The organism is Helicobacter acinonychis, from assembly GCF_900461455.1.
Lineage (GTDB): Bacteria > Campylobacterota > Campylobacteria > Campylobacterales > Helicobacteraceae > Helicobacter > Helicobacter acinonychis.
Map to the genome: position 1 here is coordinate 866,267 of NZ_UGIA01000001.1, position 11,449 is coordinate 877,715.

Below are 11,449 nucleotides of genomic sequence, written 5' to 3' on the forward strand. Positions count from 1 at the left end.
ACAATCAAAACATGTTGGATAACAAAACGATTTTAATCACCGGAGGCACTGGGAGTTTTGGCAAACGCTTTGTTCATAAAGTCTTAAACACCACAAAAGCAAAAAAAATCATCGTTTATAGCCGAGACGAATTAAAACAAAGCGAAATGGCAATGGAATTTAATGATAGTAGGATGCGTTTTTTTATCGGCGATGTGAGGGATTTAGAGCGCTTGAATTACGCTTTAGAGAGCGTGGATATTTGTATCCATGCGGCCGCACTCAAGCACGTGCCAATTGCAGAATACAACCCTCTAGAATGCATTAAAACCAATATCATGGGGGCGAGCAATGTGATTAACGCATGCTTAAAAAATGCAATCAGCCAAGTTGTCGCTTTAAGCACCGATAAAGCCGCTAACCCCATTAATCTTTATGGTGCGACTAAATTGTGCAGCGATAAACTTTTTGTGAGCGCGAACAACTTTAAAGGCGCTTCTCAAACGCAATTTAGCGTGGTGCGTTATGGTAATGTGGTGGGGAGTCGTGGGAGCGTAGTGCCGTTTTTTAAAAAATTAGTCCAAAACAAGGCGAGTGAAATCCCTATTACTGATATTCGCATGACAAGATTTTGGATCACTTTAGATGAGGGGGTAGATTTTGTGCTCAAAAGCCTGAAAAGAATGCATGGGGGTGAAATTTTTGTGCCAAAAATCCCTAGCATGAAAATGACTGATCTCGCTAAAGCCTTGGCCCCTAGTATTCCTACTAAAATCATAGGGATTCGCCCAGGTGAAAAACTCCATGAAGTGATGATCCCTAAAGATGAAAGCCATTTAGCCCTAGAATTTGAAGACTTTTTCATCATTCAGCCTACCATAAGCTTTCAAACACCCAAAGATTACACGCTCACCAAACTCCATGAAAAAGGCCAAAAAGTCGCCCCTGACTTTGAATACAGCAGCCATAATAATAGCCAATGGCTAGAGCCTGATGATTTATTAAGATTATTATGAATTTTTTAGAAGATTTATTTTACCCCTTAAGGTTATTAGAAAACAAACGCATTTTATTGCTCGTGAGCGGCTCTATTGCGGTGTATAAATCCCTAGAATTAGTGCGCTTGTTGTTTAAAAGTGGGGCTAATATTCAAGTAGTGATGAGCAAGAGCGCAAAAAAATTTATCAAACCCTTAAGCTTTGAAGCCTTAAGCCATTATAAAGTCTTACATGATCATAATGAAAAATGGCATTACAACCACAAAAACGCCTTACACCATAACCATATCGCATGTGCTGCTAACGCTGATTTACTCATCTTTGCCCCTTTAAGCGCTAACAGCTTGTCTAAAATCACTCACGCTTTAGCGGATAATATCGTTAGCGCGACTTTTTTAGCTTGCACTTCCCCTAAAATCCTAGCCCCTAGCATGAACACTAACATGCTTAAATCCCCTATCACTCAAAGCAATTTACAACGCTTAAAAGATTTTAATCACATCATTTTAGACACCCAAAACGCCCTTTTAGCATGCGATACTAAAGGCGATGGGGCGATGGCTGAGCCTTTAGAAATCCTTTTTAAAGCTACTCAAACGCTCTTAAAAGACGCTTATTTTGAAAATAGAGAAGTGATAGTTATGGGCGGAGCGAGTGTGGAAAAGATTGACAGCGTTCGAACGATCAGCAATCTTTCTAGCGGGATTCAAGCGAGTGCGTTGGCTTTAGCATTATATTTTAAGGGAGCGAAAGTTACTTTCATTGCATCAAACTTCCCTACCCCTTTGCCTAAAGAAATCACAAATATTCTAGTCAGTGATACCAAGTCTTATGAAAACGCCTTAGATAAAGCCGCTAAAAACTTACAAAACCATGCTTTAAAACCCCTACTCTTTAATCTAGCCGCCATTAGCGATTATGTGCCTAAAACTTCTTTTAACCATAAACTTAAAAAAAGCGAGATCGGTGAAATTCTAAATATTGAATGTGTTCAAAATAAGGATTTGTTAGCCTCTGTTGATCCTAATCAATTTATTAAAATTGGTTTTAAAGCTGAAGACGATCAACAAAACGCCATACAAAATGCGCAAAATCTTTTAAAACCCTTTCAAAATAACGGCAAAAATTGCTCTGTGGTCGCTTTGAATCTCATTAAAGATTCACGCCCTTTTGGCTCATTGGACAATGAATTATGGCTCTTTAGTCATAACAAAACCCAAAAAATCCCTTCTATGAATAAACTAGAAGCGAGTTTTAAAATCCTTGATTTTATCAAAGACAATTCCCTTTAATGCTAGAAGCCCTAAACGCTCTCAATCAGCTTAACGCCCTTAATTCCAAAAACGCCGCACATAACTTTAACGCCACTTTACCCATTCTTTTAAAGGTGCTAGAAAAACAAGATAAAGACCTTTTTCTTTTGCAAGTGGGTAATAGGATTATCCCCACTAAAAGCGAACAGGAATTAAAAATCAATCAGCCTTATTTTGCAACCATGCAAAGAAATCAGTTGGGCGATATTGTGCTTAAAAACTTAGTGCCTGCCCCAAAAATCTTAGACGAATTAAACGATTTACCCACCCTTGAAATGAAAAAAATAAAAGAAATCTTAAGCGCTAAAGACACCACCCCTTTAAAAGAATATAAAGAACTTTTAAGCGAAAAATTAGTCCATGCTAAAAATTCGCAAGAGTTTTTGAATATAGCCAACATGCTTTTAAGCTTGCAATCGCAAGTTTTAAGTTTTGTGATTCAAAACGAACAAAAAAAAGCCTTTTTGCAAATGAAAGCCAAAAAACAAAGCATTGATTTTTACGCTCTCTATCCTAATTTAGGCGAAATTGGTGGCGTTATCTACTTGAAAGAAAAAGAAAAACAACTTTTTTTAAAAACCACCCTCCAAAGGACTAAAGAGGTTTTAAAAGAGTCTCAAAACACCCTTTTAGGCTTTTCTTGTGTGGAAATCGTGTGCGAAAAAACCCCCATGCTTTTTGCGTTTGAAGAGCGTTTATTGGATACGATAGGCTAGTTTTTTTAATCCGTTCTAAATATCAATAACTAAAAACTTAACCAATACTAACCTATTCTTTAAAATAACCCAATTTTATTGTAAAATTCTTTCAACTATAAAATATTAAGCTTTAATGGAACGATAAGGATAATTTTTTGAATTTACTTTCATTATTTGCTGGAGCCGGAGGACTAGATTTAGGCTTTGAGCAAGCAGGATTTAAGATAGTAATTGCAAATGAATATGATAAAAATATTACACCTACTTATAGGCTAAACCATAAAAATACACAACTGCTAGAAAAAGATATTAAAAATTTACAAACCAATGAAATTAACTTTTCTGTTGATGGGATTATTGGCGGTCCACCATGCCAAAGTTGGTCAGAGGCAGGGAATTTAAAAGGCATTGATGATGCTAGGGGGCAATTATTTTATGAATACCTACGCCTTTTAAAAGAGCTTAAGCCCAAATTTTTCTTAGCTGAAAATGTAAGAGGCATGCTCGCTCAACGCCACGAAAAGAGCGTAAAAAATATCCTTAATGCTTTTAAGGAGTGTGGTTATGAAGTCAATACGCATTTAGTGAATGCTAAAGACTATGGGGTAGCGCAAGAAAGGCTTAGGGTTTTTTATATTGGTTTTAGAAGAGATTTAAAAATCAATTACACTCTTCCTAAAGGATCAACGCATTTAAAAAGACTCACCTTAAAAGATGTTATTTGGGATTTAAAAGATAGCGTGGTGTGTGCTTTAGCAAAGAACAAACATAACCCTAATGCCATTAACAACCATGAATATTTTATTGGTTCTTATTCACCGATTTTTATGAGCAGAAATCGTGTAAAGAATTGGGATGAACAAGCTTTTACTATACAAGCATCAGGAAGACAATGCCAACTACACCCACAAGCCCCTAAAATGGTTAGGTTTGGCAAAAATGATTGCAGATTCATAGAAAATCACCAACATTTATATCGTCGTTTGAGCGTTCGAGAGTGTGCAAGGATTCAAGGTTTTGATGATAGTTTTCATTTTGTTTATAAAAATCTTAACGATGCTTATAAAATGATAGGTAATGCTGTGCCTATAAGTTTGGCTAAAGAAATTGCTACAAGCATTTATAAGGTATTGCATTGAGCGATAAGAGTAATAATCAAGGTAGGGCGTATGAATACGCATGGTTTTTAGCTTTAGAGCAGAAATTAAACGCTTTTAAAAAAGTCATAGTGGATAAACAAAATGGGTTTAATGCATGTTATAGAGCTTATGAAAGTTTAGAAAAATCCTTACAAAGGCGTTATTTAGAAAGCGCTAAACAAGGCGTGGGGCTTTTGTTGGATTGTGAGCCATTGTTAAGCGAAATAATAGATAATTCGCAAAATGAAATCACACTATCTTTACAAAAAGACAAACTCGGTGAAATAGGTGATGTCCGAGATATTTTAATTTATTTTGATAGATTTTGCATAGGATTAAGCATTAAACATAACCATGATGCCGTAAAGCATTCTAGACTTTCTAGGGACTTGGATTTTGGAGAAAAATGGCTAGGTGTTGGAGTGTCTCAAAATTACAAAGACACTATAAAACCACTCTTTGAAAGGTTGGAAAACGCTAAAAAAGAAGGCATGTTATGGAGGGATTTTCCCAATAAAGAACAAGAAATTTATGCCCCATTATTACAAGCTTTTAAAACAGAGATTTTAAAAATTGATGAAAATAAGAAAAATAAAATCCCGCAAAAAATGGTGGGGTATTTGTTGGGTAAATATGATTTTTACAAAGCGATTTTGTTAGAAAGAGAACAAAAAACTAAATTAGAGGCATACCACTTTATAACACTCTTAATCGTAGTGTGAAAAATAAGCCAAAAAGAATTATCCCCTTAAGCAAATTGCCTACCAGAATGATTCATTTTGATTTTAAACCTAAAAGTTTCAACACATTAGAACTTATTTTAAATGAAGGGTGGTCATTTTCATTACGCATCCATAATGCAAGCTCTAAAGTAGAACCAAGCTTGAAATTTGATATTAAATTGCTTGCAATTCCTGTGAGTGTTGCAGTCTTTATAACAGAGTTTTAGACAAGAAATTTTGATCTCGCTTTCATCAAATATTGATATTCAAAGCTTATTGTTAATTTTTAAAAATAAGTTTTTGGTTACTCCATTTTATGTTTGTTGTAAAACTTATTTTTTGATCAAATAAGCTATAATCGCATTTTTAAAGGCATTAAAAGGGGTTTGAATGGTGTTTGACAGGACAATAAGCGTGAGAGAGAAAAAAGCGGCTAAGATGCTTGGGGTGGTGGGGGTCGTTTTTTTTATTTTGTTTGGTTTAGTGATAACAGGAGTGGCTTTTCGTCAAGAATGGGTACAAAAACTGGATTTATTTTTTATAGATTTGATCCGCAATCCGGTCTTTATTCAAAATAGTGCGTGGCTTTCTTTCGTGTTTTTTAGCACATGGTTTGCAAAAAGCAAGCTCACCACTTCTATCGCTTTACTCATTAGCTTGTGGTTTGGGTTTCAAAAACGCATCGCTTTGGGAGTGTGGTTTTTCTCTAGCATCTTATTAGGTGGAATCACCCTAAAACTCCTTAAACATTTAGTAGCGCGCCCACGGCCTGTAACTAATGGCGAATTAGCCTTAGCGCATGGCTTTAGCTTCCCTAGCGGTCATGCTTTAGCTTCAGCGCTTTTTTATGGCTCTTTAGCGTTGTTGTTGTGCTTTTCTAATACAGACGCTCGCCTTAAAATGATTATCGCTGTGGTTTTATTTTTTTGGATTTTTTTAATGGCGTATGATAGGGTTTTTTTAGGGGTGCATTACCCTAGCGATGTGTTAGGTGGGTTTTTATTAGGGATCGCTTGGTCGTGTTGTTCTTTAGCGCTTTATTTAGGGTTTTTGAAACGCCTCTATAACCCCTATAATCAATAAAGGCTTTGTTTTAACCAAACACTGATAACTAAAATTTTAATTTTTTAAAATTCTATTTTTTGATAAAACCCATTCTCTTAAGGGGATGGGGGGTATTTTGAAATAACTCTCCCCCTTAACCCCCTAACCCAAGAAGACCGCTTTTTTAAGAGACTATCGCTTGATTATCATCAAGCTCTTGGCTATTTGTTGTAAAAATGCTTTTTAGCATTTTTTATAATTCATTTTTTTAAAAAGAAAGTTATGAATTGGGGTATAACTCATCTTTCTTTTTGATCTCATCAAACTCGTCCTTATAGCGGCTTGGGAAATTTGGGTCATAATCCACAACGCTCTTTAAAAAATCACGGAATTTTTTATTTTTTTCGCTAAGCTCTTGAGCCATGGTATAGTCAATTTTTTCTTTATATTTAGCGTTTAATAAAATGATGCTTTTATATTCATCCGTCCTTAAATCAATCACGCTAATCCCAAAACTCGCATGCAAACGCTTCAATAAATTCATCAGAATAGTGTTTTGTGTATCAATATTACAACCCACTAAATACCCCTCATTAGCCCAAGAGCTATTAGAAATCGCTTGAAAGTAATACTCCCTACAATTAGTTACGCTGATTTCTTTTTTTAATTCAAAGCTCACCAATTTAATGGGCAAGGTATCAAACTTCTTAGAAAAAGCGATTAAATTTTCATTGGACAGCTCTGCGTGCAAAAACCTAACCCCCACCATGTCCGGATAAAGCCATCTGTCCATGCCTTTTTGCGATTTTGAACTTTCTTCATGGAAGATGGTTTTCGTGTAGCATTTCAAATTTTCATTATGAAAAGCCATAAAGGTTAAAAAAGGGTGCAAATCCCTTTCATGCGCGATTGGGACGCTTGATTTTTCAGCATTTAAATCCAACTCTTTGCTTTTTAAAGCGATTAAAATGTTTGGTTTTTCTTGCACTTTAAAAAAAGGCACCTCTTCGCCCCCTTTTAAGGCTGTATAAATAGGGGCGCTAACGCTCTGGTGTGGAGTGTTGCCCCCATAATCAAACATGTTTGTAATCTCGCCTTTTTCAAAAAGCTCTTTGGCTTTACCATAAACTTCAGTAGGGCTAATAGGCCCTGTAATCTCTAAAACGCTTTGAATGATTTCAATGTCTCGTGGCTTCATTTTATTTCTTGCTCGCTAAATATTCTTCATAGTTGCCTTTAAAATCAATGATTTGAGCGCCTTTAGGGCTTGGGACTAATTCAATGATCCGGTTTGCATACGCATCAATCAGTTCTCTGTCATGGCTTATACAAATCACTGCCCCATCAAATTTAAAAAGCGCTTCGCCTAAAGCAATAATCGCTTCTAAATCCAAATGGTTAGTCGGCTCATCTAAGACTAAGAAATTCCCCCCTTCTAGCATGAGCTTGGATAAAACCATTCGGTGTTTTTCGCCCCCACTTAAAGCGTTCACGCACTTTTCTTGCTCTTCGCCATTAAAAAGCATTCTCCCTAAAGCGTTTCTCACCTCAGCGCTTTCAATCTTTTTATTAAAATTAAAGAGCCATTGATACAAGGTCTCTTCGCCGCTAATTTCTTCGCTCACATTTTGGGGGAAATAGCCTTTTGAAACGGTAGCCCCCCATTTCACCACACCCTTATCAGGCTTTAACTCTTCTACTAAAATTTTACAAAGCGTGGATTTACCCACGCCATTTGGCCCTATGAGAGCGATTTTATCTTTAGGCATCACTTTCAAGCTCACTTGATTTAAAATAACTTGCCCATCATAACTTTTAGAGATATTTTCGCATTCTAAAGCTTCGTTACCAATGGTGCGTTTGGGTTTAAAAATAATGCTAGGATCTCTTCGGCTGGATACCGCTAGGCTTTGAATGTCTAATTTATCCAATTGTTTTTGACGGCTAGTCGCTTGCTTGGCTTTAGAGGCGTTAGCGCTAAAACGAGCGATAAATTTTTCTAGCTCTTCTTTTTCTTTGAGTTTTTTATTGCGTTCAGCCTCTTGCTGTTTAGCGATCAGAGTAGAGGCGATATACCAATCGTCATAATTCCCACTAAATTCGCGCACGCTGTGAAAATCCAAATCTAAAATATGCGTGCATACCGCATTCAAAAAATGCCTGTCATGGCTAATGACGACCATCGTGCCTTCATGGCGTTTGAGGTTGTTTTCTAGCCATTCAATGGCGTTTAAATCCAAATTGTTTGTAGGCTCATCTAAAAGCAAAATATCCGGTTTAGGGAATAACACTTGAGCTAAAAGGATTTTAAATTTATCGCTGCTTGGCAGGGTTTTCATCAAATCATTATGCCTAGAGCTAGGAATACCTAAATCTTCTAAAATTTTTTCAATCACCACTTCGCATTCATACATGGGATCTTCTTCTACGCAAATGGTTTCTAACTCCCCTAATTTGGCATTCACTTTATCATCGCTCAAATCACTCTCTGTGTATAAACGCTCTTTTTCTTTGATGGCGTCATACAAACGCTTATTGCCTATTAAAACCGCATCTTTAAGGCTCAAGTCTTCAAAAGCGTATTGATCCTGCCCTAAAACCCCCATTCTCATGCCACTTGTGATGATGACTTCCCCACTGCTACAATCAATGCTCTTGCTTAAAATCTTTAAAAAAGTGGATTTCCCTGCCCCATTAGCCCCAATAAGCCCGTAACGCTTGTTTTTATCCAACTTGATATTCACATTTTCAAACAATTTTTTAGTCGCATAGCGTTGCGTTAAGTTGATGGTTTGCAGCATCTTATGATTCCTTATTCCCTTGGATTTTATAGAAAGTTTATTGTAGCATAGCTTGTATTGTTTTTTTTTTGTATAAAATTAGTCAGTTTATTCTTTCAATTAAGGGTCGCTTCTGTTATTCAACACGCCGTTATTCATTTTTGCTTTTTTGCCTAGTGTTTTTGCAGTGTATTTTATCTTGCAAGCCTATGCTAAAAATACTCTATTCCCTAAACTATGGCTTGTATTGGCTAGTTTGTTCTTTTATGCTTTTTGGAATGTGAAGTATTTGCCTTTATTGGTTGGATCTATTGTGTTTAATTATTTTATAGCTTTAAAAATCCATCAAACCCCTTACGCAATGCATAAAAAAATATGGCTTATTTTGGGTTTGAGCGCTAATGTTTTGCTTTTAGGCTTTTTCAAATACACTGATTTTTTCTTAACCAATTTCAATCTATTATTTAAGAGCCATTTTGAGTTGTTGCATTTAATCTTGCCTTTAGCGATTAGCTTTTTTACTTTGCAACAAATCGCTTACCTGATGGACACTTACAAACATAATAAAACCAATGCAAACAACTATACGAGAGAGAACGCTAACGCTTCATTAAACCCTAACCCTCCATTTTCTTCTTTTTCGCATTTTTTAGATTACGCTTTATTTGTGAGTTTTTTCCCTCAACTCATTGCAGGACCCATTGTGCATCATAGCGAGATGATGCCTCAATTTAAAGATAAAAATAATCAATTTTTAAATTACAGAAATATCGCTGTGGGGTTGTTTATTTTTTCTATAGGCTTGTTTAAAAAGGTTGTTATTGCGGATAATATCGCTCATTTTGCTGATTTTGGATTTGATAAGGCGGCTAGCTTAAGCTTTATTCAAGCATGGATGGCGTCTTTATCTTATTCATTCCAATTATATTTTGATTTTAGTGGTTATTGCGATATGGCTATAGGCATCGCTCTCTTTTTTAATATCAAACTCCCTATCAATTTTAATAGCCCCTATAAAGCTTTAAATATCCAAGATTTTTGGAGGAGGTGGCATATCACTTTGAGCCGCTTCTTAAAAGAGTATCTTTATATCCCTTTAGGGGGGAACAGAGTGAGAGAATCAGTCGTGTATAGGAATTTAATTTTAGTGTTTTTGATTGGAGGGTTTTGGCATGGGGCTGGTTTAACTTTTATTATTTGGGGGCTGTTGCATGGGATTGCTTTAAGCGTTCATAGAATGTATTCTCATCTCGCTAAAAAATTTCATTTTGTTACGCCAAAGATTTTAGCCTGGTTAATCACTTTTAATTTTGTCAATCTTGGATGGGTGTTTTTTAGGGCAAAAGATTTAGAGAGCGCTTTGAAAGTTTTAAAGGGGATGGTTGGTTTGAATGGTGTTGTCTTTTCTCGTTTTTTAGAAGAGAAATCAGACTTTTTAAATCGTGTCAATGATGACATGTGGGGGCACACCATGATGTATGCATCCCCTACATTCAAAATGTGTGTTTTTATCATAATCATCTCTTTTTGTTTAAAAAATAGTTCCCATTTATACCAATCCAATCAAATGGGTTTGGCTAAAACAATAAGCACTTGTTTTTTGCTCGCTATAGGTTTTTTATCTATTTTTGCCAATTCTCAGTCTGTCTTTTTGTATTTTAATTTTTAGGACACTACTATGGAGTTTTATAAAAAACAAACTTTAATTATTGTTTCTTTTTGCCTCTCTCTTTTTATAGGTGTTGGATTGTTTAATTACGCAATAGACCCTTTTTTATATTTTAGAAAAGCAAAATACCCTATAGATTGGCACGAAAGAGTTGGGGGAAGTTTATTGCCTTTTGAGGGGGTTGTTAAACATTATTCTTATGACAGCTTATTAATAGGATCAAGCATAAGCTTGAATTTTAACCTTAAAGATATTCACAACTTACTAGGGTTGAAAAAACCTATCAAACTCACTGCTTCTGGTATAAATATCAAAGAAGTATTGCCACTCCTTTCTTTTGCTTTTAAACACCAACCAGTAGATACCATCGCTATGGATTTAGCCTTGCTTAGATGGGGTTCTTCACACAAGCGTTCAAAATATTTTTTTGAATACCCCTATTTTATTGGGAGTTTTGTGTATTTGTATAACTTTAGAGTCTTTGAAAACGCGTTTTTCTACTTCTCTACAAATTATCTCAAAATCAAGGAAAAATCTTTTTGCAAGCTTGATTCTTGGTTGCAAGTATATGATTTTTGCAACAGTGTTTTAAATCGTTATGATTTTGATTTCATGTTTAACCATAATAACCCCTACGATTATACACTGCATAATGTGAAAAAATCCTACCTATCAGCGTTAAAGAATCCTAATGAATTGGTTTGGGATGAAGAAGGTACTCATAAAGTTACCAAACAGCTAGAAGATTTTATCCAACAACACAGAGATAAACATTTTATTTTATGGACAAGAACAGACTCACTCTTAAAATACAAAGTTCCTAGCCATACCATATTGATAAATAATTTAAACATCATCCATAACGCCTTAAAAACGCTTTTAAAGTATCCTAATGTAGAAATTCATGACCTACGCACCATGCCTTTCACTAAAGAGATAGAGCGTTATAAAGATATAGGACATTATGATCCCATAGGCTCCAAAGAAGTCTTGCAAGCCATAGCAAGCAAGAAATACCTACTCAATCAAAACAACATTGATGCATTTAATCAAAAACTCATCCAAATGATAGAAAACTATCAAATCCCTAAAGAAATCCAAAATTAG

General features: G+C 35.6%; 9 protein-coding genes and 1 pseudogene. 8 read left to right on the plus strand and 2 right to left on the minus strand.

What is annotated here, in order from left to right; all coding sequences use genetic code 11:
* The first annotated feature begins 11 nt into the window (after positions 1–11).
* The 6 genes and pseudogenes from pseB (at position 12) to DYI00_RS04180 (ending at position 5,932) form a co-directional block, all read left to right on the plus strand.
* Positions 12–995 (plus strand): UDP-N-acetylglucosamine 4,6-dehydratase (inverting), encoded by a 984-nt coding sequence (gene pseB / locus DYI00_RS04155; RefSeq protein WP_041600287.1) that lies wholly within the window; start codon positions 12–14, stop codon positions 993–995.
* Positions 992–2,269, plus strand: coding sequence for a bifunctional phosphopantothenoylcysteine decarboxylase/phosphopantothenate--cysteine ligase CoaBC (gene coaBC, locus DYI00_RS04160; RefSeq protein WP_011578072.1), 1,278 nt, complete (start codon positions 992–994; stop codon positions 2,267–2,269). The genes pseB and coaBC overlap by 4 nt, the downstream gene beginning before the upstream one ends.
* On the plus strand, positions 2,269–3,006 hold the full coding sequence (locus tag DYI00_RS04165; protein WP_011578073.1) for a hypothetical protein: 738 nt from the start codon (positions 2,269–2,271) through the stop codon (positions 3,004–3,006). Before coaBC ends, DYI00_RS04165 begins: the two co-directional genes overlap by 1 nt.
* Positions 3,007–3,143: 137 nt before the next feature.
* Positions 3,144–4,127 carry a DNA cytosine methyltransferase gene (locus DYI00_RS04170; RefSeq protein ID WP_011578074.1) on the plus strand — a complete coding sequence of 328 codons (984 nt, stop codon included), beginning with the start codon at positions 3,144–3,146 and terminating at the stop codon, positions 4,125–4,127.
* Positions 4,124–5,076 (plus strand): annotated as a pseudogene (locus DYI00_RS04175) (HaeIII family restriction endonuclease). Before DYI00_RS04170 ends, DYI00_RS04175 begins: the two are co-directional and overlap by 4 nt.
* Before the next feature lie 163 nt (positions 5,077–5,239).
* On the plus strand, positions 5,240–5,932 hold the full coding sequence (locus DYI00_RS04180) for a phosphatase PAP2 family protein (RefSeq protein ID WP_011578076.1): 693 nt from the start codon (positions 5,240–5,242) through the stop codon (positions 5,930–5,932).
* Between the two features lie 241 nt (positions 5,933–6,173).
* Here the strand turns inward: DYI00_RS04180 and DYI00_RS04185 are convergent, their stop codons facing one another.
* Entirely contained in the window at positions 6,174–7,091 is a 918-nt protein-coding gene (locus DYI00_RS04185) for an HrgA protein (protein WP_104687606.1), read from the minus strand.
* A gap of 1 nt (position 7,092) precedes the next feature.
* On the minus strand, positions 7,093–8,694 hold the full coding sequence (locus tag DYI00_RS04190) for an ABC-F family ATP-binding cassette domain-containing protein (protein WP_011578078.1): 1,602 nt from the start codon (positions 8,692–8,694) through the stop codon (positions 7,093–7,095).
* Between the two features lie 112 nt (positions 8,695–8,806).
* Between DYI00_RS04190 and patA the strand changes: the two genes are divergently transcribed.
* Together patA and DYI00_RS04200 are read left to right on the plus strand one after the other, a co-directional pair.
* Positions 8,807–10,342, plus strand: a complete 1,536-nt coding sequence (patA, locus tag DYI00_RS04195; RefSeq protein WP_041600214.1) for an MBOAT family peptidoglycan O-acetyltransferase PatA — start codon at positions 8,807–8,809, stop codon at positions 10,340–10,342.
* 9 nt (positions 10,343–10,351) lie between these two features.
* Positions 10,352–11,449 carry a hypothetical protein gene (locus tag DYI00_RS04200; RefSeq protein ID WP_011578080.1) on the plus strand — a complete coding sequence of 366 codons (1,098 nt, stop codon included), beginning with the start codon at positions 10,352–10,354 and terminating at the stop codon, positions 11,447–11,449.

Bases quoted from the DNA above. Each gene is read 5' to 3' on its own strand.
- pseB (WP_041600287.1), top strand. From the start codon at position 12: ATGTTGGATAACAAAACGATTTTAATCACCGGAGGCACTGGGAGTTTT.
- coaBC (WP_011578072.1), top strand. From the start codon at position 992: ATGAATTTTTTAGAAGATTTATTTTACCCCTTAAGGTTATTAGAAAAC.
- DYI00_RS04165 (WP_011578073.1), top strand. From the start codon at position 2,269: ATGCTAGAAGCCCTAAACGCTCTCAATCAGCTTAACGCCCTTAATTCC.
- DYI00_RS04180 (WP_011578076.1), top strand. From the start codon at position 5,240: ATGGTGTTTGACAGGACAATAAGCGTGAGAGAGAAAAAAGCGGCTAAG.
- DYI00_RS04185 (WP_104687606.1), bottom strand. From the start codon at position 7,091: ATGAAGCCACGAGACATTGAAATCATTCAAAGCGTTTTAGAGATTACA.
- DYI00_RS04190 (WP_011578078.1), bottom strand. From the start codon at position 8,694: ATGCTGCAAACCATCAACTTAACGCAACGCTATGCGACTAAAAAATTG.
- DYI00_RS04200 (WP_011578080.1), top strand. From the start codon at position 10,352: ATGGAGTTTTATAAAAAACAAACTTTAATTATTGTTTCTTTTTGCCTC.